At 58.3% G+C, this 26066-nt stretch carries 22 protein-coding genes; 16 read left to right on the forward strand and 6 right to left on the reverse strand.

Features of this window, described 5'->3' with window-relative positions; genetic code table 11:
* The first annotated feature begins 27 nt into the window (after positions 1–27).
* The 3 genes from ACW5XC_RS04650 to fldA are packed head-to-tail and all read left to right on the forward strand — an operon-like array spanning position 28 to position 1130.
* On the forward strand, positions 28–249 hold the full coding sequence (locus tag ACW5XC_RS04650) for a DUF2788 domain-containing protein (protein ID WP_005334296.1): 222 nt from the start codon (positions 28–30) through the stop codon (positions 247–249).
* A gap of 20 nt (positions 250–269) precedes the next feature.
* Positions 270–566, forward strand: a complete 297-nt coding sequence (gene ybfE, locus ACW5XC_RS04655; protein ID WP_005334297.1) for a LexA regulated protein — start codon at positions 270–272, stop codon at positions 564–566.
* A 39-nt stretch (positions 567–605) separates the two neighbouring features.
* The gene (gene fldA, locus ACW5XC_RS04660) at positions 606–1130 is read left to right on the forward strand and encodes a flavodoxin FldA (RefSeq protein WP_005334298.1); all 525 of its coding nucleotides are present in this window, start codon (positions 606–608) and stop codon (positions 1128–1130) included.
* A gap of 89 nt (positions 1131–1219) precedes the next feature.
* On the opposite strand, the gene ACW5XC_RS04665 is transcribed toward fldA, so the two are convergent.
* Complete coding sequence (locus ACW5XC_RS04665; protein ID WP_040066107.1) at positions 1220–1693, reverse strand: DUF4442 domain-containing protein; 474 nt, start codon at positions 1691–1693, stop codon at positions 1220–1222.
* Positions 1694–1934: 241 nt separating this feature from the next.
* Between ACW5XC_RS04665 and fur the strand changes: the two genes are divergently transcribed.
* The gene (gene fur, locus ACW5XC_RS04670; RefSeq protein WP_005334301.1) at positions 1935–2363 is read left to right on the forward strand and encodes a ferric iron uptake transcriptional regulator; all 429 of its coding nucleotides are present in this window, start codon (positions 1935–1937) and stop codon (positions 2361–2363) included.
* Positions 2364–2479: 116 nt separating this feature from the next.
* On the opposite strand, the gene glnS is transcribed toward fur, so the two are convergent.
* The 3 genes from glnS to nagE form a co-directional block, all read right to left on the reverse strand.
* Entirely contained in the window at positions 2480–4141 is a 1662-nt protein-coding gene (glnS, locus tag ACW5XC_RS04675) for a glutamine--tRNA ligase (RefSeq protein ID WP_042055542.1), read from the reverse strand.
* A 355-nt stretch (positions 4142–4496) separates the two neighbouring features.
* Positions 4497–7160 (reverse strand): beta-N-acetylhexosaminidase, encoded by a 2664-nt coding sequence (locus ACW5XC_RS04680; RefSeq protein ID WP_042055544.1) that lies wholly within the window; start codon positions 7158–7160, stop codon positions 4497–4499.
* A 121-nt stretch (positions 7161–7281) separates the two neighbouring features.
* Positions 7282–8760, reverse strand: a complete 1479-nt coding sequence (gene nagE / locus ACW5XC_RS04685) for an N-acetylglucosamine-specific PTS transporter subunit IIBC (RefSeq protein WP_021231106.1) — start codon at positions 8758–8760, stop codon at positions 7282–7284.
* 273 nt (positions 8761–9033) lie between these two features.
* Here nagE and nagB point away from each other — a divergent pair, with 273 nt between their 5' ends.
* The 3 genes from nagB to nagC are packed head-to-tail and all read left to right on the forward strand — an operon-like array spanning position 9034 to position 12208.
* On the forward strand, positions 9034–9834 hold the full coding sequence (nagB, locus tag ACW5XC_RS04690; protein ID WP_005334308.1) for a glucosamine-6-phosphate deaminase: 801 nt from the start codon (positions 9034–9036) through the stop codon (positions 9832–9834).
* A 9-nt stretch (positions 9835–9843) separates the two neighbouring features.
* Entirely contained in the window at positions 9844–10989 is a 1146-nt protein-coding gene (gene nagA, locus ACW5XC_RS04695) for an N-acetylglucosamine-6-phosphate deacetylase (protein ID WP_021231107.1), read from the forward strand.
* Between the two features lie 4 nt (positions 10990–10993).
* A complete protein-coding gene (gene nagC / locus ACW5XC_RS04700) occupies positions 10994–12208 on the forward strand; it encodes a DNA-binding transcriptional regulator NagC (protein WP_042055547.1) in 1215 nt (404 codons plus the stop codon).
* Positions 12209–12279: 71 nt separating this feature from the next.
* On the opposite strand, the gene ACW5XC_RS04705 is transcribed toward nagC, so the two are convergent.
* Positions 12280–13896, reverse strand: a complete 1617-nt coding sequence (locus tag ACW5XC_RS04705; protein WP_042055550.1) for a phosphoethanolamine transferase — start codon at positions 13894–13896, stop codon at positions 12280–12282.
* 230 nt (positions 13897–14126) lie between these two features.
* On the opposite strand from ACW5XC_RS04705, the gene ACW5XC_RS04710 reads away from it, so the two are divergent.
* From ACW5XC_RS04710 to ACW5XC_RS04750, 9 genes are all read left to right on the forward strand, one after another.
* Positions 14127–15362 carry an HD-GYP domain-containing protein gene (locus tag ACW5XC_RS04710; protein WP_042055553.1) on the forward strand — a complete coding sequence of 412 codons (1236 nt, stop codon included), beginning with the start codon at positions 14127–14129 and terminating at the stop codon, positions 15360–15362.
* Positions 15363–15715: 353 nt separating this feature from the next.
* On the forward strand, positions 15716–17386 hold the full coding sequence (locus tag ACW5XC_RS04715) for a sensor histidine kinase (RefSeq protein WP_042055555.1): 1671 nt from the start codon (positions 15716–15718) through the stop codon (positions 17384–17386).
* Complete coding sequence (btsR, locus tag ACW5XC_RS04720) at positions 17383–18087, forward strand: two-component system response regulator BtsR (protein WP_005350523.1); 705 nt, start codon at positions 17383–17385, stop codon at positions 18085–18087. The genes ACW5XC_RS04715 and btsR overlap by 4 nt, the downstream gene beginning before the upstream one ends.
* A gap of 140 nt (positions 18088–18227) precedes the next feature.
* Positions 18228–19649 carry a carbon starvation CstA family protein gene (locus ACW5XC_RS04725; RefSeq protein ID WP_005350521.1) on the forward strand — a complete coding sequence of 474 codons (1422 nt, stop codon included), beginning with the start codon at positions 18228–18230 and terminating at the stop codon, positions 19647–19649.
* Between the two features lie 222 nt (positions 19650–19871).
* Positions 19872–20210, forward strand: a complete 339-nt coding sequence (locus ACW5XC_RS04730) for a DUF3302 domain-containing protein (RefSeq protein ID WP_005337862.1) — start codon at positions 19872–19874, stop codon at positions 20208–20210.
* Between the two features lie 3 nt (positions 20211–20213).
* Entirely contained in the window at positions 20214–21251 is a 1038-nt protein-coding gene (locus ACW5XC_RS04735) for an HlyD family secretion protein (protein WP_042055557.1), read from the forward strand.
* Between the two features lie 114 nt (positions 21252–21365).
* On the forward strand, positions 21366–23126 hold the full coding sequence (locus tag ACW5XC_RS04740) for a DEAD/DEAH box helicase (RefSeq protein ID WP_042055590.1): 1761 nt from the start codon (positions 21366–21368) through the stop codon (positions 23124–23126).
* Between the two features lie 112 nt (positions 23127–23238).
* Positions 23239–24678 carry a D-alanyl-D-alanine carboxypeptidase/D-alanyl-D-alanine endopeptidase gene (gene dacB, locus ACW5XC_RS04745; RefSeq protein ID WP_005350510.1) on the forward strand — a complete coding sequence of 480 codons (1440 nt, stop codon included), beginning with the start codon at positions 23239–23241 and terminating at the stop codon, positions 24676–24678.
* A gap of 94 nt (positions 24679–24772) precedes the next feature.
* A complete protein-coding gene (locus ACW5XC_RS04750) occupies positions 24773–25069 on the forward strand; it encodes a GrxA family glutaredoxin (protein WP_224970215.1) in 297 nt (98 codons plus the stop codon).
* A gap of 103 nt (positions 25070–25172) precedes the next feature.
* On the opposite strand, the gene ACW5XC_RS04755 is transcribed toward ACW5XC_RS04750, so the two are convergent.
* Positions 25173–26018 (reverse strand): endonuclease/exonuclease/phosphatase family protein, encoded by an 846-nt coding sequence (locus ACW5XC_RS04755; RefSeq protein ID WP_042055558.1) that lies wholly within the window; start codon positions 26016–26018, stop codon positions 25173–25175.
* Positions 26019–26066: the final 48 nt, after the last annotated feature.

Raw genomic sequence — 26066 nt, forward strand, 5'->3', positions numbered from 1 at the left:
GCCCGTCATAAGGAGTGTGCGCAATCCATGCTAAGTGAACATATCGACCTGATCGAAAGTTTGGGCCTCAAGTTATTCTTTGTGGCCATTTTCATATTGATTGGCCTGGCCATTCAGGACGTGCTCAAACGCGGCAACGTGCCCCGTTTCGGTCGTTTTATCGTCTGGTTGGTACTGTTTCTGGGTTGTGCGGGTTTTGTCGCCAAGGGGCTGATCGAACTGGGCTGGGAAGGCTCAGGACTCGGCTAACTTATTTTCATCTGTGATGTATGGCCAAACAGCAAACTGATCGAACAACACTGGATCTGTTCGCAAATGAGAAGCGCCCCGGCAGGCCAAAGACCAATCCACTCCCCCGCGAGACCCAGCTCAAGATCAACAAGCGTAACCAGCTTAAGCGCGATCGGGAAAATGGGCTGAAGCGGGTAGAGTTAAAGGTGGAGGCCGAGTTGCTGGAGCGCCTGAACCAACTTGCGTTACAACAGAACATCAGCCGAGCCGAGCTGATCCAATCTATCCTGAAACAACAGATTGAGTCCGCCTTTGCGGTGGACATTGCAGTCTGAGCGTTGAGCATTAACACCAAATACGGGTAACTAAACACTATGGCAAGTGTAGGTCTGTTTTTTGGCAGCGATACCGGTAACACCGAAGCTGTCGCCAAGATGATCCAGAAAGAGCTGGGCAAAAACCTGATTGAAGTCCGTGACATCGCCAAGAGCAGCAAGGCCGACATCGAGAGCTTTGATCTGCTGATGTTCGGCATCCCGACTTGGTACTACGGCGAAGCCCAGGCCGACTGGGACGACTTCTTCCCCGATCTGGGCGAAATCGACTTCACCAACAAGCTGGTCGCCATCTTCGGTTGCGGTGATCAGGAAGACTATTCCGAGTACTTCCTCGACGCCATGGGCACCCTGCGTGACATCGTCGAAGCCAAAGGCGCCATCATCATCGGTCACTGGCCGACTGCCGGCTACGAGTTCGAAGCCTCCAAGGCGCTGGTCGATGACAAGCACTTTGTCGGTCTGGGTATCGATGAAGATCGCCAGCCGGAGCTGACTGCCGAGCGCGTCAAGGGCTGGTGCAAGCAGCTGCACGAAGAGATGTGCCTGGGCGAGCTGGAGTAATCCGCGTCCTCTCATACCTCTGACAACAAGGGCCCTGACGGGCCCTTGTTGTATCTGCAAGTGGCGATGCCTGCCTTCATTCTCCCCTGCTATTCACCTCTGTGCTCCGGTTTGGCTCGCACATAGAGGGTGCGCTTGACCTGCGCCACCAGTTCGCCGCTCTTGTCCTGCACCGTCACCTCGAATTCGGGGAAGTGCTTGTTGCCACCTTCAGTCGCCGCCACGATTTCGGCCAGCTTGCCCTCGGTCAGGTTGAACTCGGCCACCAGCTTGCCCTTGCCGGGCTTGATATAGTTGATGCTGCCCGCCTTGTCCCAGACGTAGTAGCGATTCTTGAAGTAGCCCATCAGCATCAGTGGATAGATGGGGTCCGTCATGGCAAACATGCTGCCGCCAAACTGGGTGCGGTTGGCGTTCTTGTTCCACCAGCGGGATTTCAGGGTCACCCGGCAGTAGCGAAAGTCATCGCTCAGGGTCTCTATCGTGATACCGGCACCCCAGAAAGGGGGCCAGGCGTTGAGTGCGCGGCGCACCCAGGCCGCCTTGTCAAAAAGCCAATCCATGGATCTCATCCGACCAGAATATGAAAGTTACATCTTATCAACATCTGCCATGCCAGCAAGTCGGACGACACGATTGATTATTTCAATCCAACCGGCCATTTATGGCTAAACCCCTTGAATTGCTGGGTTTATTTTTAGGGAGGCTACGACCTATAATGACAGGCCAAGCGAGTTCAAGGTTGCCATTCCTGCGGCAGTCCATCAGAATAACCCCACCTTCGAGAATGCGAATAAGTAGAATATGGCAGACAACAACCAAGCGTTAAAAAAGGCCGGGCTCAAGATCACCTTGCCCCGGGTCAAAATCCTGGAAATCCTGCAACAGCCGGACTGCCAGCACACCAGCGCCGAAGATCTCTATAAACGACTGATCGACCTGGGTGAAGAGATTGGTCTCGCTACCGTCTATCGCGTTCTCAACCAGTTTGATGATGCCGGTATCGTTACCCGTCACCACTTCGAAGGTGGCAAGTCGGTATTCGAGCTGGCCACTCAGGAGCACCACGACCACCTGGTTTGCCTCGACTGCGGCAAGGTGATCGAGTTCTCCGACGAGGTGATCGAACAGCGTCAGCGCGAGATCGCCAAGAAATTCAATATCCGTCTCACCAATCACAGCCTCTACCTCTACGGTCACTGTGCTACCGGTGAGTGCAAGCACGACGAATAAGTCAGCCGCGACTTGCAGATAACGGACAATAAAAAAGCCAGCATCAGCTGGCTTTTTTATTGTCCGGCGCAGGCCTTTGGCATCGCACAGGGCAGGGTTTCCCCTGCCCCATCGGCTTAGCCTTCGACTTTGCCCCAGGAGTCGCGCAGGGCAACGGTGCGGTTGAACACCAGATGCTCCGGGCTGGAGAGCTTGTTGTCGGCGCAGAAGTAACCTTCACGCTCGAACTGGTAAGCCTGCTCCGGCTTGGCGTTCTTCAGGGAAGCCTCGACACGGGCACCCTCGATGATCACCAGGGATTCCGGGTTCAACGCGGCTTCGAAGTCATCCTCGGCGCCCGGGTTCGGCACCTTGAACAGACGGTCGTAAAGACGCACTTCCGCTGGCAGGGAGTGAGTGGCGCTGACCCAGTGGATCACCCCTTTCACCTTGCGGCCATCGGCCGGATCCTTGCCCAGAGTCTCGGGGTCGTAGGAGCAGTAGATGCAGGTGACCTTGCCATCGGCATCTTTCTCGATGCGCTCGGCCTTGATCACATAGGCATTGCGCAGACGCACTTCCTTGCCCAGCACCAGACGCTTGAACTGCTTGTTCGCCTCTTCTTTGAAGTCCGCTTCATCGATGAAGATCTCGCGGGTGAAGTTCAGCTCGCGGGTACCCATCTCGGCATTGCTCGGGTGGGCCGGGGCAGTCAGCACTTCGTCGGCAGCCAGGTTCTCGATGACCACTTTCACCGGATGCAGCACGGCCATGGCGCGCGGTGCATGCTCGTTGAGGTCTTCACGGATACAGGCTTCCAGCATGCTCATCTCGACGATGTTGTCCTGCTTGGTGACGCCGATGCGCTTGCAGAACTCGCGGATGGAGGCCGGGGTGTAACCACGACGACGCAGACCGGAGACGGTCAGCATGCGTGGGTCATCCCAACCATCGACGTGCTTCTCGGTCACCAGCAGGTTCAGCTTACGCTTGGACATGACGGTGTATTCGAGGTTCAGACGAGAGAACTCGTACTGACGCGGATGGCAGTCGATGGTGATGTTGTCCAGCACCCAGTCGTACAGACGACGGTTGTCCTGGAACTCCAGAGTACAGATGGAGTGGGTGATCCCTTCCAGCGCGTCCGAGATGCAGTGGGTGAAGTCGTACATCGGGTAGATGCACCACTTGTCACCGGTCTGGTGGTGGTGGGCAAACTTGATGCGGTAGATAACCGGATCACGCATCACCATGAAGGGGGATGCCATATCGATCTTGGCGCGCAGGCAGGCGGTGCCTTCGGCGAACTCGCCGTTCTTCATCTTGGCAAACAGCGCCAGGTTCTCTTCCACGCTGCGATCGCGGAACGGGCTGTTCTTGCCTGCTTCAGTCAGGGTGCCACGGTACTCGCGCATCTGCTCGGGCGTCAGCTCGTCCACATAGGCCAGACCCTTTTCAATCAGCTCGATGGCGTAGCCGTGCAGCTCGTCGAAATAGTCGGAGGAGTAGCAGATCTCGCCGTTCCACTGGAAGCCGAGCCACTGTACGTCCTGCTTGATGGACTCTACGTACTCGATATCTTCCTTCACCGGGTTGGTGTCATCGAAACGCAGGTTGCACTGGCCCTGATAGTCGCGGGCGATGCCGAAGTTCAGGCAGATGGATTTGGCGTGGCCGATATGGAGATAACCGTTCGGCTCGGGCGGAAAACGGGTATGCACGCTGCTGTGCTTACCGCTGGCCAGATCTTCATCAATGATCTGACGAATAAAGTTAGTTGGGCTGTTCGCCTGACTCATGGCTCACCTCAAAAAAGCGTCACTGGCGGAAGTTGTGCCGGCTGGCACCCTCATCCCCCCGCCGTCAAGCCGGGTATGATCCCTTATTACGGGCGCTGTCTCAACCTGAATTTGGCACTTCCGGGCCATTTCCCGACCATTGCACCGCTAAAAGCGGCGTGGCTTGGCACATTGCACACTAAATGCATAAAAAAGCCCCGCACTAGGCGGGGCTGAAAGTGATGAAAAACACAAAACAGACAATTACACACAACAAAGGCTCACACGCACAGTCAACCTTTCCCAAACCCGATGCGCCATCGCCCTTGGGAAAGGCGGGTCTTTCGACCCACCTCATGTTAACGGTTGACTGCTATCAGTTCAGTTCGGTGACACGGCTGGTGCGCTTGCCATCGAAGCTGGTGGTACGCAGGTAGACCTTGCCATTCACGCTCGGCTTGGCCGCGGCGTCATAGGCACTCCAGTTGGTACCGTCCAGGCTGTACTGGATGGGCAGACCCGGCAGATCCACGTTCGCTTCCAGCACACCGTTCACTACCTTGGCACCCGGTACGGAGAGACGGTATTCAACACCGGCCTGATCCAGTTTCGGCAGCACGCGCTGACCCAGTACGTTGGCAAACTGGTTCCACTCTTTGTTGAGGGTGGCCTTGTTGACGAACTTGGTCTCGCCGGAGAACTCACGGTTCTTCACGTAATCCAGCTCGAAGCCACCTTTGTGCCAGGCACGCTCGGCCACGGAGAAGATACGCGGGTAGACCATGTACTCGTACTGAGCATCGGTACGCACGGTTTCACTCCACTGCTGACCGGAGATCCCCTTGAACTTGACCGGATCCTGGTCACCCTTGGCCACGAAGGCATTGCCGTCGCGGTCAACCGAAGTCTCGGCGTTCTGCGGCAGGTTTTCCGGGGCGAAGGCGAACACCTTGCGTGTGTCGTTGAAACGGGTTGCCCAGTAGTAGCCACGCTCGGCCGGGTGTACCTCGTTCGGGAAGTCGAAGTAGAGGTAATCCGGGTTGGAGAGCACCACTTGGTAACCCTTGTGCGCCCACTTCATCGCTTCGTTGAAGCCACCCCAGTAGAGGGTTTCCCAGAAGTTGACACGGGTGTTGTCGGTGGCGAAGTCCTTGGCACCGCTGGCGTACTTCAGACCGTCTTCCCACGCCTGCAGGGTAGAGAAGCCGCGGTCTTTGACCATCTGGCCCACTTCCTTGGCGAAGTAAACCGGCAGCTCGCCCACTTCCTTGATCTTGCCTTCGTCGATCATCTTCTGGCACATCGGAGACTTGCCAAACGGCTTGTCCTGCTTGCTGGAGTCGACGTTGCCTTTCCAGGCGACCAGCTCTTCTTTCTTGGTGACGGCCGGATCCTGATAGCCACCGCCCTGCATGATGTTCTTCGCCTCATCACCACCGTAGTGCCATGCGGTCAGCGGCTGACCGGCGGCCTGGTGCATCTGGGCAACTTCATCCATGACCTTGGCCACGAAGGTGGCAGCCCCCGGCTGGCAAGGGTTGATGAAGGACATCTTGTCGTAGAACTGGACCGAGGTGACGTTGGAGGTGTCAGCCGGGTCAGTCAGACGGAACTGGTTGGCTTCCGCTTCTTTGCCTTCCGCCATCAGACGCTTGTAGCGCGCTTCCATGGAGACCACTGCAGCACGGGCGTGGGCCGGCATGTTGATCTCGGGGATCACGGTCACACCGCGGGCCTTGGCATAACGCACCAGATCCACGTAGTCAGACTTGCTGTAGAAACCGGAACCCTGGTTGTCGCTGGTCGGGCCGGAACCCAGTTGCGGCATCAGGCACTTGGTTTCGGACTCGTCGTGGCAACGCTGGCTACCGACCTGAGTCAGCTCCGGCAGACCCGGGATCTCCAGACGCCAGCCTTCATCGTTGGTCAGGCCAAGGTGCAGCACGTTGAGCTTCATGGCAGACATCTGGTCAACCAGCTTCTTCATGGTATCCAGACTGCGGAAGTGACGGGCCACGTCGGTCTGCATGCCACGGTATTCAAAGCGCGGCGCATCCTCGACGGTCATCGGGCTCACCAGCTTGTCATCAACACCCAGCAGGGAGATCAGGGATTGTGCACCCCAGAATGCCCCGTCGATGTCGCGACCCTGGATCACTGTGCCCTTCTGACCGATGGTCATGTCATAGCCTTCAGCCTGCTTGAGCTTGCTGCCGAGCTTGATGGTCACCGGGTAGCCGGTGTCGGAGAGGGTAACACCCAGCTTGGTCAGTTGAGCCTTCAGGGCCTCGGCGCGATCGCTCGGCAAGTCCAGGGCATTGAGTTTGATGGTAGAGAAGTCAACCTGCGGGCCAGCTTTGACCACCTGCTTCATCGGGGTCGGCAGGATCTGGTTGTCAATCTTGCCAGCCGGCAGCAGGGTGCTGGTCTGGTTGGCCGCGAAGCGGGTCTCGCTGTTCATCAGGATGTTCTTGTCATCCTTGGTACGCTTCCAGCCATCAGCCGGCATCGGCTTCTCGTAGGTGCTGGCATCATTGATGTTGCTCATGCTGGCCAGTACTTTAGGCTCGGCACCTTCGCTGGCGACATACCAGTTCGGCATGATGTCAGATTCGAACAGTACCCAGTATTCCACCACCAGCGGCACTTCGACCGTGGCATCCTTGGCAAAGCCCTGGAACTTCTCGGTTGGCGTCAAACGATAGAGATCGCCGGTCAGGTGAGTGATGGTGAACTGGTCATTATCCACACGCTGGATACGACGGATGGAGGAGACGTAGATGCTCCAGTCTTTGGAGGTCACGTCCGCACCGGTATTGGTCAGGTGCAGCTTGGCAACGCCACAGCTCGCCCACTCGGAACCCAGCGCCTGGCAATCGAGGCCGGCACCGGCACCGTCGTTGGTGACCACTTCATACTTGACCACCAGGTTGTTGGCGAGGGAGTCGACCACGGCCTGCTTGGCGGCATCGGCTGCCTGGACCTGGCTGACAAAAACGGTAGACATGGCAATGGCTAACAGAGAATGTTTCAAGTTCATAACTGCTGCTCTCATTTGAAGTAAAGGTTGGATTTTCTTGGCTTTTTTATATGGGGCCCCTGAGCGGGGCCCTTAGTTATGTCAACAATGGACTTAGACTTGAGGTGAGCGAGTCGCTCGATTAACGCAGGGCTTTCATCTCACCGGCGATGATTTCGGCCAATGGGCCCAGAATCACCTGCAGGTTCTGCTCACCGAGTTTGACCACACCGGCCGCACCCAGGGCTTTCAGCTTGCGCTCATCGACGATGCTGCGGTCTTTCAGAGTCAGACGCAGACGGGTGATGCAGGCATCGATGGAGACCAGGTTCTCTTGACCACCCAGCACTTCCAGGTATTGCTTGGCCAGCTCGGTACGGTTGGTAGATTGAGCGGCAGCCGGAGCAGTATCTTCGTCATCTTCACGACCCGGGGTTTTCAGGTTCAGCTTGGCAATCACTACGCGGAACACGGTGTAGTAGAGGCCGAAGAAGACCAGACCCTGAGGGATCAGCATGTACCAGTTGGTCGCCAGCGGGTTACGGCTGGAGAGCACCATATCCACCAGACCGGCACTGAAACCGAAACCGGCCATCCACTGCATGGAGGCAGCGATGAACACGGAGATACCGGTCAGTACGGCGTGGATGACATACAGTACCGGCGCCACGAACATGAAGGAGAACTCGAGCGGCTCGGTTACACCGGTGAAGAAGGAGGCAAAGGCAGCTGCGATCATGATGGAGGCAACTTTCTCTTTGTTCTCTTTCTTGGCGGAGTGGTAGATGGCCAGAGCGGCACCCGGCAGACCGAACATCATGATGGGGAAGAAGCCAGCCTGGTACATACCGACCACGCCTTTCACCTGCTCCAGGCTCTTGCCAGCGGCCAGAGCGGCATCGATGGTAGCCTGACCACCCAGGAAGTTCGGGATGTCGTTGATACCGGCCACGTTGAACCAGAACACGGAGTTCAGGGCGTGGTGCAGACCGATCGGGATCAGCAGACGGTTGAAGAAGGCGTAGATACCGGCACCGGTAGAGCCCAGGCTCACGATGGACTCACCGAAGGAGACCAGACCACCGTAGATTGCCGGCCATACGGCCATCAGGATGAAGGATACGACGATCATCACCACGGAGGTTACGATCGGTACCAGACGACGACCGGAGAAGAAGGAGAGTGCCTTGTGCAGCTCGACGCTGCTGAAGCGGTTGTACAGCTCAGCGGCGATAACACCACACAGGATACCCACGAACTGGTTGCTGATCTTGGCAAACGCGGCAGGAACCTGCTCCACCGGGATGCTCTTGATCTGGGCCACAGCGCCCGGGCTCAGCAGGGTGGTAACGACCAGGAAGCCGACCAGACCTGCCAGGGCAGCAGAACCGTCTTTATCCTTGGACATACCGTAAGCGACACCGACTGCGAACAGTACGGACATGTTATCGATAATGGCTGCGCCCGCTTTAATCAGGAAGGCAGCCAGCGCACTGTCACCACCCCAACCATTCGGGTCAATCCAGTAGCCAACCCCCATCAGGATCGCGGCGGCAGGCAATACCGCTACCGGCACCATCAGGGCACGGCCGATCTTTTGCAAATAACCGAGAATGTTCACGGTTCCTCTCCTTAGTTAATGTTTTTCTAGAAATTAAGTGCTTATCACGTTTGACGCATAAGCCATCAAGGCTTGATTGGCAGTCTAGGGCTTTTATTTCGCTGCGCAAATTAATAAACCGATAATCGTGATCGTTATCACCCAAACAAGATAAAGGTGGTGGATAGATGTGGCTTAGTTCGCAATCTTTATTTACGCTATAAAACAACTTGAATCCGTCTTAGCCAATTGCCACCGCCAAACCGGTCGCAACCCGACACAGAGGTATCCCATATGCGCCTGATCCCGTTGAAATCTGCCAGCCAAGTAGGCCTGTGGTCTGCTCGTTACATCGTTGACCGCATCAACGCGTTCAAGCCGACCAGCGATCGCCCTTTCGTACTGGGCCTGCCCACCGGTGGCACCCCGCTCAACACCTACAAGCGCCTGATCGAGTTGCACAAAGCCGGTGAAGTGAGCTTCCAGAACGTGGTCACCTTCAACATGGACGAGTACGTCGGCCTGCCGGAAGATCACCCGGAGAGCTACCACAGCTTCATGCACAACAACTTCTTCAGCCACATCGACATTCGTCCCGAAAACATCAACATCCTCAACGGCAATGCCGAGGATCTGGTGGCCGAGTGCAAGCGCTACGAAGACAAGATCAAGTCCTACGGCAAGATCCACCTGTTCATGGGTGGCGTGGGTAATGACGGCCACATCGCATTCAACGAGCCGGCTTCTTCCCTCTCCTCCCGCACCCGGGTCAAGACCCTGACCGAAGACACCCGCATCGCCAACTCCCGCTTCTTCGGTGGCGACATGGAGCAGGTGCCCAAACTGGCCCTGACCGTGGGTGTCGGCACCCTGATGGATGCGGAAGAGATCATGATCCTGGTCACCGGTCACGGCAAGGCACTGGCCCTGCAGGCCGCCGTGGAAGGCAGCGTCAACCACATGTGGACCATCTCCACCCTGCAACTGCATCCGAAGGGAATGATGGTGTGCGACGAGCCCTCCACCATGGAGCTCAAGGTCAAGACCGTTCGCTACTTCCAGCAGCTGGAAGCCGCCAACATCGGCCGTCTGTAAGGAGTCGTCATGTACGCATTGACCAACTGCACCCTCTACACCGGCAGCTGCGTGCTGACCGGCTACGGGGTGCTTATCGAGGGCGACAAGATTGTCGCCATCTCTCACCTGGCCGAACTGCCTGCGGGCATCGAGCAGATTGACCTCAAAGGCGCCAACCTGACCGCCGGTTTTATCGATGTGCAGCTCAACGGCTGTGGCGGGGTGATGTTCAACACCGACATCACGGTCGAGACCCTGGCAACCATGCAGGCGGCCAACCTCAAATCTGGTACCACCAGCTTCCTGCCGACCCTGATCACCAGTCCGGATGCGGATATGAAGCAGGCCGTTGCGGTGACCCGTGACTACATGGCGGCACACCCCAACGAGGTGCTGGGCGTCCATCTGGAAGGGCCTTACACCAACCTCAAGCGCAAGGGGATCCACCCTGCCGCGCAAATTCGCCAGCCAGCGGACGAGATGATCGACTTCTTCTGCGCCAACGCGGATGCCATCACCAAAATCACCCTGGCTCCGGAGCGCAACGAGCCGGCCCATATCCGCCGTCTGGTGGAAGCGGGCATTCTGGTCTCTGCCGGTCACACTGCCGCCAGTTACGATCAGGCCATGGCCGGGTTTGATAACGGTATTCGCTTTGCGACCCACCTCTACAACGCCATGACTCCGACCCTCAACGGTCGCGAGCCGGGTGTGGTGGGTGCCATCTATGATCGCAAGGATGTCTATGCGGGCATCATCGTCGATGGCCACCATGTGCACTGGGCCAACGTGCGTCTGGCTCACAAGGCGCTGGGGGAGCGACTGGTGCTGGTCACCGATGCCACTGCAGCAGCCGGAGCGCCGGAAGGCTTTGAGAAATTTGATTTTTGTGGCACCACCGTCTTTTTACGCGATGGTCAGTGTGTCGACGAGAATGGTACACTCGGCGGTTCCTCCCTCACCATGATTGAGGGGGTGGAAAATCTGGTCAAGCAGGTCGGATTACCGCTCGATGAAGCACTGAGAATGGCCAGCCTCTACCCCGCTCGCGCCATTGGATGGGACTCACGTCTCGGTAGTATCCAGGTCGGTAAAGTAGCCAACCTCACTGTCTTCGATCAGGACTTCACGGTCCGTGGGACCGTGGTTAACGGACACTACACACAACAGTGACATCATGACTGGCGGACAAATAGCAAACGTAGATCTTATCAAGCAGGTCAACAGTGCAGCCGTGTATCGGCTCATCGACCTGCAAGGCCCCATCTCCCGGGTCAAGATTGCCGAGTTGAGTCAGCTGGCCCCGGCCAGCGTGACCAAAATAACCCGGCAACTGATCGAGCATGGCCTGATCAAGGAGACCTCTCCGCAAGCCTCAACCGGCGGGCGGCGTGCCATCTCCCTGACCACCATCAAACATCGCTTTCAGTTTGTCTCTGCCAAGCTGGGCCGCGGCTACCTGCAACTGAGTCTCTATGACCTCGATGGCAAGGAGCTCGACCAGCACGTCATTCAGGTGACCGAGATCGACCAGCAACCCGTGGTCGACATGCTGCTGCGAGAGATTGGCGCCTTTATCGATGCCAACCGCGAACGGTGTCGCCACCTCATCAGCATCGCGCTGACCATGCCGGGTCTGGTCAACCCGGAATCCGGCATGGTCATCTACACCCCCAAGTACCAGATCCGCAATTTGGGACTGGCGAAGCTGCTTGAGAACCACTTCAACCTCCCCTGCTACGTGGGCAACGACACCCGCTCGCTGGCACTGGCCGAACACTTCTTCGGCGAGTCCCGCGACTGCATGGACTCCATTCTGGTGAGCGTCCACCAGGGGACGGGCTCCGGGATCATCACCAAGGGTCAGGTGTTCCTCGGTCAGAACCGCAACGTCGGCGAGATCGGCCATATTCAGGTCGAGCCACTCGGCAAACGCTGCCACTGCGGCAACTTCGGCTGCCTCGAGACCATCGCCTCCAACGAAGCGATAATCGACAAGGTGAAAGAGCTCATCAGCCGCGGTCACCAGAGCGCGCTGCAAGAGAAGCACATCACCATTCAGGAGGTGTGCAAGGCGGCACTGGCAGGTGATGAGCTGGCCCGCAGCGTGATCGAGAACGTGGGTGAGCATCTGGGACGAGCGGTGGCTATTACGGTCAACCTGTTCAACCCGCAGAAGGTGCTGATCGCCGGCGAAATCACCGCCGCCGAAGAGATCCTCTTCCCGGCCATCCGTCGCTGTGTCGAGCATCAATCCCTGCCGAGCTTCCACCGTGGCCTGCCCATCGTGAAAGCCCGCTTCCAGAACCAGCCGACCTATGGCGGCTTTGCGCTGGTCAAGCGCGCCCTACTGGAAGGGGATCTGCTGCAGATCATCATGGAGCAGAAGTAAGACACTGACCTTGCAAGATAACAAAACGGCAGCCAGTGGCTGCCGTTTTCTATTGTGTGCTTGCTGGCGGTTTAGCCCGCCCGACATGGCCTGAACAGATCCAGCTTGTTGTCGTAAACACTCGTCTGCACATCCATGATCCCCAGCATGGAGTGAAAGAGGTTGTCATGGGAGAAGCGCTGGCTGCTCGCCTCCGCCGCCAGGCAACCCATATCCAGCTGGCGATCGGCCTGTAACTGAGGCGAGAACCAGGTCAGCAGCGGCACCCGGGTCTGATCATCCGGCGCAAACTTGTAAGGCGTACCGTGCAGATAGAGCCCCATGGCCCCCAGGGATTCGCCGTGATCGGAGAGATAGACCAGTCCCACATCGTACTGGCTCTCCAGCGACTTGAGCTTGTCTATCAGCAATCCCACCACCTTGTCGGTATAGCGGATGGTGTTGTCATAGGTGTTGACCAGCTCTTCGTTGCTGCAGTTTTCAATGTCGCTGCGCGGGCAGTCCGGCATAAAGGCGCGCTCGCTGGCAGGATAACGACGAAAATAGGTCGGGCCATGGCTGCCCATCAGATGAAAAGCCACCAGCTTGTTGCCCTTCATGCCGGCAATCTGCTGATCCAGCCCCTCCAGCAGCACCTCGTCATAGCAAGACTCCCCCTGACAGAGCGCCGGATAGGATTTGGGAAGGATCTCGATGGTCGGCACATTGCGACACACCCCTTTGCAGCCGCCATCGTTCTCTTTCCACAATACCGAGACTCCGGCATGTTGCAGCACATCGAGCAGGCCGTCACGGGAGCTGGCAAGCTGGTCATCGTAGCCACGGCGCGTGAGGTTGGAGAACATGCAGGGCACCGAAACTGCAGTGGCTGTACCGCAGGAGCGTACATTCCTGAACGACACAACCCCCTGCTCTTTGGCCGTAAAGCTGTTGGTCGCCTTGCCATACCCGTTAAGGGAGTAGTTCTGGCTGCGCGCCGTCTCCCCCACCACCAGGAACATCAAAGTCGGCTTGCTTCCCCGGGCCACCACCCGGGCATCGGTCCCCAACTGCTGGTAAGGGATCGGCGTGGCAAACAGCACATCCCGCCCATATTTGTAGAGGCCGTGCACATAGTTGGCAGGCACAATCTCTTTGGCCAGCGACTTGTTGTTGCGCCCGACCGAGGCGTAATCCTGATAGTAAAGTGACGCGACGCCCCCGATAAACAGCAGAGAGATAGCCAATACACCTGCCCGCAACGCCAACCCCTGATACCAGCGGGCCGGATAGCGGATCCGCAGTGACCAGAGCACCAGAACAGGCAGCAGCCCGGTCAGCATAAACCAGAGCGCAACCGAGCCATTCAAATAGGCCCCCGCCTCACCACTGTTGGTCTCCACTATGTTCTGGATCATGCCGGCATCAAAGATGACTCCGTATTTGAGCATGGCGTAGCTGACGATGGAGCCAGTCAGAATGAGCACGGTAAAAAAGGGCTTGAGCACAAACCGGAACGTGAAGGGAATAAACACGGCATTGAGCGCAGCGATCAGCACCAGCGGGATCGAGATGGCAAATCCGGCTTTGACATGGGTCAGGGCGCTGAGCACCGTATAGAAATGCAAAAAGATTGGCCAGTTCAGTACCAGGGCGAAAAAGAGCACCAGCAACAGATTGGTCTGCAGTACACCGAGAGTTACACGCATAAACAACTCCTACATACCGGCCTGCAGCGCAGCGGGCCGGCCAAGCCAACAAAAACGACGGGGCCAGCGTAGGAAGTAAAACTTAAGCGCGAATTAAGAGGAGAAGCACAGCGCTCGTGCGCACCATCACAGCACGGGGTGCTCCGCAGCCCCGAAATGGATTTTTAGTTGTCTATCCATCGGATTTTGCTAGCTTGTTGAGTAGGCATTCACGAAATGCAGGTTAACCGATGGCACTGATCCAAGCCTCGATAGAGCAATTGAGAGTAGGCCACTATATCCATCTCCCCACGGGATGGACTAACCACCCGTTTATGTTCAATACCTTCAAGATCAAGGATCAGCAGCAACTCGACATTCTCCGTCATCTTGATCTCACCCTGCTGATGGTCGACCCCGACAAGAGCGATCTGCCCATCGAGCCGCTGCTGCGCGGCGATATCCCGGATGCCGGGCCTGACCTTGACGAGCTGGAAGAGCTGATTGCCTCGGGCCCGCCCCCCTTTGACGAAAAGGCCTTTCGCCGCTCCATGCGCGCCGCCGACAAAGCCTTTGGCCAATCCATGAGCGAGCTGCGCGATGCACTCGGGGCACTCAACCTCAAACCGGATGAGGGACTGGCCAATACCGCCCAGATCGTCCGCAATGCCGCCTTCACCCTCAGTCAGCATGAAGGGCCTCTCGGGCTCCACCTTATTCGCAGCCCCCACACCGATATCCTGCTGCAACACAGCCTCAATGTGGCTTTTATTGCCATGCTGATGGCCCGCGAACTCGGCATGAACCCCATCGAGATTGAGGAGACGGGACTTGCGGGACTTATCCACGACATCGGCGAACTGAAAATCCCGAGCCAGATCACCCAAAAACGGGGGGATCTCAACAAGGCCGAGCAGAACTTCCTCAATATGCATCCCCAGTACGGGCTGGAGATGCTGACCCAGCTCAACGCCTTTGAACCGAAAATCCGTCAGGTCGCCCATCTGCACCACGAGCGGCTCGACGGCAGCGGTTATCCGCTCGGGATCAAGGGCGGGGAGATCCCGCCGCTGGCGCGATTGATCGGACTGGTCGACTTCTACGACGAGCTGCTCCATCCCCGCAACAGCGGCAACCCGGCGGCGCCGAGTCAGGCCATCAGCCAGCTCTACAAGTTATCCCAGAAAAAGTTCGACCAGAATCTGGTCAAGTTGCTGGTCAAGGTGCTGGGGGTCTATCCGCCGGGTTCACTGGTGAAACTTTCCGACGAGAGCATTGCGCTGGTGCTATCCACCGAGCCCACCATGCCCCTCAAACCGAAGATCCTGCCCTATATCAAGGCCCAGCGGCCAGAAGCCGTCGCCATGATCGACCTGCGGGAAGACGAGCGTATTATTACCGGAGTATTGAAACAGGAAGAGCTCGATGAGGGACAACGGCAGTTCTTCAACCTGACCCGCCGCTTCTGCTACTACTTTGCATTCTGAGTTATCCCCAGAAGCTGGGGATAACTCATTGGACAAACCGGAATAATTGCTCAAACCCCCATCAGAAGGTTGCCAACTGACCATGTATAAAAAACGCCCAGCCAAGGGGCCGGGCGGAGCATGCCACCTCCGTGTGGCGTATCCAGCGGATACATTCATGCTCCATCCATCAATATCAACCCACTGCCGCTTACACAAATATCAATTTAACATGCTGATTTAATATGGTTTTATCCACTTGTTCTGGCAAACTGACTGCCCGTTGCGCCCAGTTGGGCCAACAGAACAAGATCCTGATCACACTTATGCACGGGCTGGCGATTATTTCACCCGACTTATGAGGAGCGTTTTTTATGCAGTTGGTCCTCTCCTTGCTGCAACAGATGAGCGTCAGCCTGGTGATCGCCTATCTCTTCTCGAAAAGCCCGCTGCTGCGCCCGCTTGCCAACTATTCAGTGAGACTACCTCACAAGATACTGATATACATCATCTTTTCCAGCTTTTGTATCCTCGGCACCTATGTGGGCCTCGATATCGACGATGCCATCGCCAACACCCGGGCGGTCGGCGCCGTCTTGGGGGGATTATTGGGGGGACCGCTGGTGGGCTTTCTGGTGGGGCTGACCGGCGGCCTGCACCGTTATACGCTGGGGGGATTTACCGATCTCGCCTGCGCCATCTCCACCACCTGCGAGGGGTTGCTCGGGGGCATAGTGCACTGGCGACTGATGCGCTCGGGGCGAACGGATGCCCTGTTTGAACCACGCATCGCCTTCTTTACCACCCTCTATGCCGAGATCATGCAGATGGTCATCATCCTGCTGGTGGCGACCCCGTTCGACAAATCCCTGCTGCTGGTGCGCACCATCGCCACCCCGATGATTCTGGCCAACTCCTGCGGCGCGGCGCTCTTTATCAGCATGATCCGCGACCAGCAGCGGATGTATGAGAAGTTCTCCCGGGTCTTCTCCGCCAAGGCGCTCAATATCGCCAACCGCACAGTGGGGATCATGAGTCAGGGCTTTACCCCGGAGGCGAGCAACAAGATTGCCCGTATCATTCAGGAGGAGACAGGCGTGGGGGCTGTCGCCATCACGGACACCGAGCAGATCCTCGCCTTTATCGGCACCGGCGAAGATCACCATCTGCCGGGTACCCCCATCGCGTCAGCCATCACCATGCAGGCCATCGCCCAGAACAAGGTGCTGTTTGCCGATGGCAACAGCCAGCCCTATCGCTGCAGCCTCTCCTCCGCATGCCAGCTGGGCTCTGTGCTGGTGATCCCGCTGCAGGGGGACAAAGGAGTGATCGGCACCATCAAGCTCTACGAGCCGAAGAAGCGGCTGTTTCTCAAGATCAACCACACCCTGGGGGAAGGGATTGCCAACCTGCTGTCACAGCAGTTGCTGGCCGGTCGGCTGGAGCAGCATCAGCGGCTGCTGGTGCAGTCCGAACTGAAGCTGATCCAGGCCCAGATCAACCCTCACTTTCTGTTCAACACCCTCAACACCATCAGTGCCATCACCCGGCGCGATCCGGACAAGGCACGAGACCTTCTGCTGCATCTTTCGCTGTTCTTTCGCAAGAACCTCAAGCGCCAGAGCGGCCTTGCGACCCTGCAAGAGGAGCAGGAGCACTGCCAATCCTATCTGGAGATCGAGCTTGCCCGCTTTGGCGATCGGCTGACGGTGATAAACGAGATCCCGCCCCATCTGGCCACACTGCACCTGCCCAGCTTCACCCTGCAACCGCTGATCGAGAATGCCATCAAGCACGGCATCTCGACCCTGCTGGAGCAAGGGCGCATTCGCCTCTATACCGATGAGCATCCCACCAGCGTCACTATCCATGTGGAAGATAATGCAGGCACCTGGCAAGCGCACCCCGCTGGCGACGGTCTGGGCATGACCATTGTCGATCGGCGACTGAAAAGCGCCTTTGGCGAGCGCTATGGCGTGACTATTGCCTGCGAGCCTGAACAATGGACCCGGGTCTCGTTCACCATCCCCAAGGAGCAACCATGATCCGCACCCTTATAGTCGATGACGAACACTATGCCCGCGAAGAGCTGAGGCAGCAGCTGGCCTGCGATCCTGCCATCGAGATCGTGGGGGAAGCGGCCAACGCCATCGAGGCGCTGCCGCTTATTCAGCGCCTCAAGCCTGATGTGGTCTTTCTCGATATCCAGATGCCCAAGCTGAGCGGCATGGAGCTGGTCGCCATGCTCGACCCCCTGCCCCGCATCGTCTTTGTCACCGCTTTTGACGAATATGCCATTCAGGCCTTTGAAGAGAACGCCTTCGACTACCTGCTCAAACCGGTGGAGCCCGCTCGGCTCGCCAAGACCCTCGCTCGCCTCAAGCAGGATATCTCCCCGCAGCCCATCGAGCGGCTGGCCCCGACTATCGAACATATTCCGGGCTATCTGCACAATCGGGTCAGGCTGCTGCCCATCGCGCAGGTGGAGTATGCCTTCTCCGATCTGGGCGGGGTCCATGTGGCCTGTCAGGGCGAGCTGTTCCACACCCAGCTCACCCTCAAATCGCTGGAAGAAAAGAGCCCGCTGCTGCGCTGCCACCGCCAGTATCTGGTCTCCCCCAACGCCATCTTCGAGATCCGGCTGCTGGATAACCAGCTGGCAGAGATTGTCACCCCGAGCGGCGCCCGGGTGCCGGTCAGTCGTCGCTATCTCAAGGAGCTCAAAGATCAGCTGGGGCTGGACTGAGCCACGGAGTGTGCGCCTGATCACAGCCGCCGACCGCTCGGCGCGCCAAAGCGCCGCTCGGGGAGTTTCACCTGCCAGACAGGCGCAACCGTTTTAGACTCGCTCTGCACACTAAAAAATAACAATGCAGGAGCGTAGCAATGATCTGGTTCTTCCTCTGTGTCGGCTTACTTGTGGCCGGCTACTTCATATACGGCAAATTCATCGAACGGATATTCAGCCCGAAACCCGAGCTGAAAACCCCCGCCATCACCATGGCTGACGGAGTGGACTATGTCCCGATGTCGGACAAGAAAGTCTATCTGGTTCAACTGCTCAACATCGCAGGCGTTGGCCCCATCTTCGGCCCCATCCTGGGTGCCCTCTACGGCCCCGTCGCCATGCTGTGGATCGTCTTTGGCTGCATCTTCGCAGGTGCGGTACATGACTACTTCTCCGGCATGCTGTCGGTACGCGCCAAGGGGGCCTCGGTACCAACCGTGGTCGGTGAGCATCTGGGCACCGCCGCCAAGCACTTCATGAACCTGTTTGCCGTGGTGCTGTTGATGCTGGTGGGCGTAGTATTCGTGCTGAGCCCGGCGGGCCTCTTGGCCAACCTCACCTCCACCGATCTGGTCTACTGGATCGTGGCAATCTTTGCCTACTACATCCTCGCGACCATAGTCCCCATCGACAAGATCATCGGTCGCTTCTACCCCATCTTCGGCGCCCTGCTGGTCTTCATGTCGGTCGGCCTCATCGTTGGCCTGATCGCCTCCGGCAAAGGCTTCTACAACACCGGGATGGACTTCTCCAACCTGCACCCGACCGAGCTGCCACTGTGGCCGCTGCTGTTCATCACTATCGCCTGTGGCGCGGTATCAGGCTTCCACGCCACCCAGTCACCGCTGATGGCGCGCTGCATGCAGAACGAAAAATCCGGCCGCTTCATCTTCTACGGCGCAATGATCGGTGAAGGGATCATCGCCCTTATCTGGTGCACCCTGGGTCTCTCCTTCTACGACAGCACTGAAGCGCTCAACGCCACCATGGCCAACGGCGGCCCGGCAGCCGTGGTACACGAAGTCTCCACCAGCCTGCTCGGCACAGTCGGCGGCATTCTGGCCATCCTCGGCGTGGTGATCCTGCCCATCACCTCCGGTGACACCGCGTTTCGCAGTGCTCGTCTGATCGTGGCGGACTTCCTGAAGATGACCCAGAAGCCGCTGGCCAAGCGTCTGCTGATCGCCATCCCCATGTTTATCCTTGGTTTTATCATCTCCAAGGCTGAATTCGGGGTGATCTGGCGCTACTTCGGCTGGGCCAACCAGACCACCGCCGTCATCATGTTGTGGGCTGCGGCTGCCTACCTCATCAAAGAGGGCAAGCTGCACTGGATCTGCACCATTCCCGCCATGTTCATGACTGCTGTGGTGATCACCTATCTGGCCAACGCCCCCATCGGGTTCGGGCTGGAGATGGGGACCTCCACCATCATCGGCCTGACTGCAACGGCGGCCATTACCGTGGCCTTCCTGATGAAGTTCCGCCAGCCGCTGGTCAGCAGTACCAGCGAAGGGTAAAAACAGCAAAAAATGCAGCGAAAGCAGCACAAAAAGGCGCCTGATGGCGCCTTTTTTAATGACAAAAAGACTAATAAGACAACTGTTGGACGGCTTCAGCTTCAATACAGCGAATAGCTTTAAGATTCCGGGCGAACTGACGATAAATGTGTGATTCTTAATTGCTTTAGTGCTTGTTGGAACCAATGATTAAGCTGTGCGTCATGCCAGTGGAGGTTATAAATGGCCCTTGATTATTTTGCACTTGGTCTACTCGTCTTTGTCGGGCTGGTCATTTTTTATGGAGTCATCGTTATCCACGATATTCCTTACGAGATTGCCAAACATCGGAATCACCCTCATCAGGATGCCATTCACGTGGCAGGTTGGGTCAGCCTGTTTACCCTGCATGTGCTGTGGCCCTTCCTCTGGATCTGGGCAACCATCTATCGTCCCGATCGCGGCTGGGGCTTTAGCCAGCGGCTGCAAAAAGATGAAGAGGAGCTGGCGGCCCTCAAGCAGGAGTTGGCGGACCTGAAGAGTCGTATCAACACTATCGAACAGAGTGAGCAACAGGGATAAACCATGGACCTGCTACTGATCCTGACCTACACGGCGCTGTGTGTCGCCATATTCAAAATTTTCCGTATCCCGCTCAACAAGTGGACCGTCCCCACCGCAGCACTGGGCGGCGTGCTGCTCATCGGCACCCTGATCATGCTGATGAACTACAACCACCCCTACTCCGAGATGGCGCGCAACTACTACGTCTCCACCCCCATAGTGCCGCTGGTCAAGGGCCGGGTGGTTGAGGTTCCGGTGCAGGCCAATCAGCCGGTGAAAAAAGGCGACGTGCTGTTTCGCCTCGATGACGAACCGTTCCGCCTGAAAGTGGAGAGCCTCACCGCACGGGTCGAATCCAACCGCGAGCACCTCAAGTCCATCGAGGCGAGACTGCGCTCCGCCAGACTGGATCGGGATCGCGCCAGCGACCTGATGCGTCGTGGCGTGGGCAAGCAGCGTGACCTCGACGTCACCCAGGCCAACGTGGATGACATCGTAGCCCAGATTGACCAGCAGAAAGCCACCCTGAACGATCTGCAAGCCCAGCTGATGGAAGCCAAGTACCAGCAGTCACAAACCGTGGTCTATGCCCCGAGCGATGGCCATGTGGTGCAGCTGGCCCTGCGCCCCGGCATGATCGCCACCCCTTTCATGTATCGTCCGGTGATGACCTTCATCCACAAGGATGACACCGCCTACGTCGGCTGGTTCTGGCAGAACAGCATGCAGCGACTGGCGGTGGGTGATGAGGCCGAAGTGGTGATCGATGGCGTACCCGGCAAAATCTTCAAAGGCAAGGTAACCGCCGTGGTTCCGGCCATTGCCGCCGGTAACGTGCAGGCCAACGCCGGTCTGCTGGATCAGACCACGGCGGTGCGTCCGGGTCGCCTGCCGGTAGTCATCTCCATTACCGACCCCGAGTGGGCCAAGTATCAGGTAATTGCAGGCTCCAGCGGGCAGGCTGCCATCTATACCCACTACTTCCACCATGTATCTGTGATGCGCAAAGTGCTGCTGCGCATGGCAAGCTGGATGAACTACATCTTCCCGTTCCATTGATCAGCACCTAGGCACCCTGCGGGCCGGCATCATGCCGGCCCGCTGTTTTTGTGGCGGCAAGCACCCTATAATGGCGCCACCCTGCGCCGTACCATGCCAAAACGCCACGCCCTCATGTTCGTTCTCAGACCCTATCAGACCGACGCCGTCAACGCCGTGATCAGCCACTTTCGCAAACACCCGGATCCCGCCGTGGTGGTGCTACCCACCGGGGCTGGCAAGAGTCTGGTGATTGCCGAACTGGCCCGCAAGGCACGCGGTCGGGTGCTGGTGCTGGCCCACGTCAAGGAGCTGGTGGAGCAAAACCACGCCAAGTACGAGGCGTGGGGGCTCAAGGCCGATATTTTCGCTGCCGGCCTGGATCGCAAGGAGGCGAGCGCCCAGGTGGTGTTCGGCTCGGTGCAGTCGGTTGCCCGCAATCTGGCGGCCTTCGACAGCGCCTTCTCGCTGCTCATCATCGACGAGTGCCATCGGGTCTCGCTCGATGACGACAGCCAGTACCATCAGGTGTTAGGCCATCTCAAGGCCGCCAATCCCGCCCTCAAGATCCTCGGCCTCACCGCCACCCCTTATCGGCTCGGGCTGGGCTGGATCTACCGGCGCCACTACCACGGCATGGTCAAGAGCCACGGCGAGCGGCTGTTCGGCGACTGCGTGTTCGAGCTGCCCCTGCGTTTTATGGTCAAAAACGGCTACCTGACCCCACCGCGCATGGTGGATGCTCCCATCGTCCACTACGACTTCAGCAAGCTGGTGGCGCGGGAGAATGGCCTCTTCAGCGAGGCAGATCTCAACGGCGAGCTCAAGCGCCAGCAGCGGGTCACCCCCCATATCCTGAGTCAGGTGCTGGAGTATGCTGCCGACCGGCAGGGGGTGATGATCTTCGCCGCCACCGTCGAGCACGCCCGCGAAATTCACGGTCTGCTTGGCGCCAGAGGCCAGCAGGCGGCCCTTATCACCGGCGAGACCCCGGGGCCGGAGCGTGATGCCCTCATCAACGCCTTCAAGGCGCGGGAGCTCAAGTTTCTGGTCAACGTGGCGGTGCTCACCACCGGCTTCGATGCCCCTCATGTCGATCTTATCGTGATGCTGCGCCCCACCGAGTCGGTCTCCCTCTATCAGCAGATTGTCGGGCGGGGCCTGCGCCTCTCGCCGGGCAAGGAGGATTGTCTGGTGCTCGACTATGCGGGCAACAACTTCAACCTGTTTGCCCCCGAAGTGGGGGAGCCTCGCCCCCACGCCGGTACCGAGCCGGTACAGGTGCCCTGCCCCGCCTGCGGTTTTGCCAACACCTTCTGGGGCAAAACCGACGAGGATGGCAAGGTGATCGAGCACTACGGTCGCCGCTGTCAGGGGCTGTTTGAAGATGACGAGGGCAACCGCGAAGAGTGTGACTACCGCTTTCGCGCCAAGATCTGCCCCGGCTGCGGCGCGGAGAACGACATCGCCGCCCGCCGCTGCCAGAGCTGCGATCAGCTGCTGGTCGACCCTGACGACAAGCTTAAAGAGGCGCTCAATCTCAAGGATTGCATGGTGATCCGCTGCGCCGGTCTCACCCTCACCGCAGGGCGCGGCAAACAGGGGGAGCGGCTGGAGGTGACCTACCACGATGAGGATGGGCTGACCCTCAGTGAATACTTCGGATTTCACTCCCCGGGCGCACGGCGCTTGTTTCAACAGCACTTTGTGCGTCATCATTGGCCCGCCCCGGGGCTGGAGCCCGAATTTGCCACCCTGGCGAGCGTGCTGGCGGCAGAAAGCCAGTTCCGTCATCCGGATTTTGTCATCGCCCGCAAATCGGGTCGTTTCTGGCAGATAAAAGAGAAGATTTTTGATTATGAAGGTCGCTATCGTACCGCCAACTCGATGACATGATGGCGACCGGCATAGATGGCATGAATTGCGTTATCCCGTCGATCCCGCATCGGCTGGTTGAATTATCAGGGTCGGCACCACTGCCGGGCCCTTCGTCACGTTAGAGGATGTTATGCAGCGGCTGTTGATTGGTTTTTGTGCTCTCTTTTCTTCTCTGGCGGCTCATGCCGCCCCGCTGACGCCCCCTCAGGGTGGCCAGTACGCCATCATGGTGCAGGGCAATAACGGCGTCGAGTTCGCCCGCCACGCCGATCAGATGATCGCCCCCGCCTCCACCATGAAGGTGCTCACCGCGCTGGCGGCCCGCCTCGAGCTGGGTGCTGATTTCCGCTTCGCCACCGATATTCAGGCCCAGCCGGGTGCCAAACAGGGTGACACCATCAACGGCGATATCTGGATCAACTTCGTCGGCGACCCCACCCTCTCCCGGATGGATCTGCTGGCCCTGTTCAAGCAGCTCGGCGTCACCAGCATCAAGGGCAATGTCTACGTCAACACCGGCGCCTACAACGGCTACGAGCGCGGCAACGGCTGGTCGTGGGGAGATCAGACCCTCTGCTTCGCAGCGCCCGTCTCCTCGGTCATCATCGACAAGAACTGCGCCTACGGCACCATCACTGCCACCCAGATTGGCAAACCGGCGGTGGGCAACGTGGCCACCGGCGTCCCCATCGGCATCGGTGCCGACAACGTGGAAGTGATGAGCTATGGCGACATGGCGCGCCAGTTCTGCGCACTGGAAGTGGACATGGCCAAGGGCAACTTCTACGAGCTCAAGGGCTGCATTACTCCGAACAAGGAGCCGCAGGGACTGCGTTTCGCCATTCACGATGTGGAGGCTTGGGGCTGGGACAACATCCGCTGGGCGATGAACCGGGCCGGTATCAAGCATGATGGCCTGCTGCGGGTCACCCACAAGGCCCCTGAAGGGGCAGAGACCCTAGGCACCCACTACTCGGTCTCCCTGCCGGTAATGCTCGCCAAGATGCTGAAGAAATCGGACAACCTCTACGCCGATACCTTCCTCAAAACCGTGGGTCGTCACTACTACAACAAGCCGGGCAGCTATCGCAGCGGCACCATGGCGGTGCGCGCCATTCTGACCAAGAACGGTATCGATCTGGGCAATGCCACCCTGGCAGACGGCTCCGGTCTCTCCGCTCACAATCTCATCAGCGCCCGTCAGATGATGTCGGTGCTGAACTTCATCCAGAAAAATGATGCCGAACTTGGCCTGATCAAGCTGCTGCCAAGCTCTCAGGTGGATGGCACCCTGGCGTGGCGCCGCAGCGTCACCGCCCCCATGATGAAGAACAAGGTCCATGCCAAGACAGGTACCATCACCGGCACCTCCAATCTGGTGGGCTTTATCGATACGGCGGGCGGCCAGCGCAAGGCGTTCGTGATGTTCCAGCGTGGCCTGTCCCAAGATCCGGCCACCCATGAGCGCTATCGTGCCAGCAAGGCGCCGTGGCCCTGGACCGTATTCGAGAAGGGGGTGCTGGAGAGCATCTATCAGCAGCAGCCGATCCAGATCGCCGATGAGAGCTGAGCCAATAGGCCCACTCGAATCAGGGTATCGATAATTTCGGCTTCAAGTCGCCACGAGGCAGGGCTATGCTGTTGCCTGCCTCATATCAACGGCCATACAAAAACGGCTTAAAAAACGGAGAGAAAATATGTTTGCAGTGATTTTTGGTCGCCCGGGTTGCCCCTACTGTGTCCGTGCCGTACAGATCGCCGAGCAGCTGACCGAACAGCGCGATGACTTCAAATTCCGCTACGTGGATATCCATGCCGAAGGCATCACCAAAGAAGATCTGGCCAAGAGCGCCGGCAAGCCGGTCAATACCGTGCCGCAGATCTTCCTGGATGAGCAGCACATCGGTGGCTGCACCGATTTCGAAGCCTACGCCAAAGCGAATCTGGGTCTCTACCAGTAATTCCTGCGGTTCATCCCGAGCTGGTTAACCGCCAGAGCGTATAAAAAATCCGGCGCCATCAGGCGCCGGATTTTTTTATGAGCGGAACTCGCACTATCCCTTGTCAGGGAGTCACAGACTGTGCGGCAAAGCGCGCAATGATGGGGTTGTGATCCGAACTGTCGGTCGCCGGTGAACTCACCTCGACCAAATCCAGATTGCGGTAGTAGAGGTGATCCAGCGGGCGACCGAAGGCGGTGCGGCGCAAATCAGGCGCCGGCACGGCCTCTTGCAGGCCCAGCTCGTCCACCAGTTTGCTTAACCAGAACTGACGCTTGTCACTCCAGGTGTTGAAATCACCGGCCAGGATCACCGGCCCCTGATGGCGGCGCACCAGCGCAGTCAGATCGTTGAGCTGCTCGCGGAAGGTAGCCATTCCCAGCTCGAAATTGACCGCATGGATATTGATGACCATGACGCCGTCAGGATCGCCCTGCAGCGGATAGAGGCTCACCAGCCCGGATTTGGGGATGCGCAGCAAAGGTTCGGGGGAGCGCACGCCACAGACGAACGCCTGCGGAGTCTTGGCCACCGTCATCACCCCGAACGACACGCCGCCCTGGGTGAAGGCTTGCAGCTGTTGCCACTGGAAATCACCGGCGCGCAGCCAGTCGAGCATCTCGGGACGGGTGGCCGACTCTTGCAGCAGCACCAGATCCTGCCCCTTGGCATAACTGTCCATCCCTTCGCGCCAGTTCTTGCGCTGGCCCTTGTAGAGATTCCACACCGTCACCCCGAATTCACGGGGCAGCGCCGTGGTCGCCAACGCTACCAGCGGCGGACGCTGGCAGTCGAGTCCCGGCACAATCCCTTGAGCTGTGACCAGATGGTTCTGATCCGGCACCTCAAAACAGCCTACCAACCCCAGGGTCAGCAGGGAGGTGCCAAGAATGCGATAACTATTTTTCATTGGCTAACAACCGCCCGCCTTTGCTTTTTGTTGCGACCATCACAAACG

The organism is Aeromonas sp. 25-AL00135 (assembly GCF_054052385.1).

Coding starts and splice junctions, on each gene's coding strand:
- ACW5XC_RS04710 (WP_042055553.1), top strand. CDS start 14,127: ATGGCACTGATCCAAGCCTCGATAGAGCAATTGAGAGTAGGCCACTAT.
- ACW5XC_RS04680 (WP_042055544.1), bottom strand. CDS start 7,160: ATGAACTTGAAACATTCTCTGTTAGCCATTGCCATGTCTACCGTTTTT.
- fldA (WP_005334298.1), top strand. CDS start 606: ATGGCAAGTGTAGGTCTGTTTTTTGGCAGCGATACCGGTAACACCGAA.
- ACW5XC_RS04705 (WP_042055550.1), bottom strand. CDS start 13,896: ATGCGTGTAACTCTCGGTGTACTGCAGACCAATCTGTTGCTGGTGCTC.
- ACW5XC_RS04730 (WP_005337862.1), top strand. CDS start 19,872: ATGGCCCTTGATTATTTTGCACTTGGTCTACTCGTCTTTGTCGGGCTG.
- fur (WP_005334301.1), top strand. CDS start 1,935: ATGGCAGACAACAACCAAGCGTTAAAAAAGGCCGGGCTCAAGATCACC.
- btsR (WP_005350523.1), top strand. CDS start 17,383: ATGATCCGCACCCTTATAGTCGATGACGAACACTATGCCCGCGAAGAG.
- ybfE (WP_005334297.1), top strand. CDS start 270: ATGGCCAAACAGCAAACTGATCGAACAACACTGGATCTGTTCGCAAAT.
- nagB (WP_005334308.1), top strand. CDS start 9,034: ATGCGCCTGATCCCGTTGAAATCTGCCAGCCAAGTAGGCCTGTGGTCT.
- ACW5XC_RS04755 (WP_042055558.1), bottom strand. CDS start 26,018: ATGAAAAATAGTTATCGCATTCTTGGCACCTCCCTGCTGACCCTGGGG.
- ACW5XC_RS04740 (WP_042055590.1), top strand. CDS start 21,366: ATGTTCGTTCTCAGACCCTATCAGACCGACGCCGTCAACGCCGTGATC.
- nagA (WP_021231107.1), top strand. CDS start 9,844: ATGTACGCATTGACCAACTGCACCCTCTACACCGGCAGCTGCGTGCTG.
- ACW5XC_RS04650 (WP_005334296.1), top strand. CDS start 28: ATGCTAAGTGAACATATCGACCTGATCGAAAGTTTGGGCCTCAAGTTA.
- nagC (WP_042055547.1), top strand. CDS start 10,994: ATGACTGGCGGACAAATAGCAAACGTAGATCTTATCAAGCAGGTCAAC.
- ACW5XC_RS04725 (WP_005350521.1), top strand. CDS start 18,228: ATGATCTGGTTCTTCCTCTGTGTCGGCTTACTTGTGGCCGGCTACTTC.
- ACW5XC_RS04715 (WP_042055555.1), top strand. CDS start 15,716: ATGCAGTTGGTCCTCTCCTTGCTGCAACAGATGAGCGTCAGCCTGGTG.
- dacB (WP_005350510.1), top strand. CDS start 23,239: ATGCAGCGGCTGTTGATTGGTTTTTGTGCTCTCTTTTCTTCTCTGGCG.
- glnS (WP_042055542.1), bottom strand. CDS start 4,141: ATGAGTCAGGCGAACAGCCCAACTAACTTTATTCGTCAGATCATTGAT.
- ACW5XC_RS04735 (WP_042055557.1), top strand. CDS start 20,214: ATGGACCTGCTACTGATCCTGACCTACACGGCGCTGTGTGTCGCCATA.
- ACW5XC_RS04665 (WP_040066107.1), bottom strand. CDS start 1,693: ATGGATTGGCTTTTTGACAAGGCGGCCTGGGTGCGCCGCGCACTCAAC.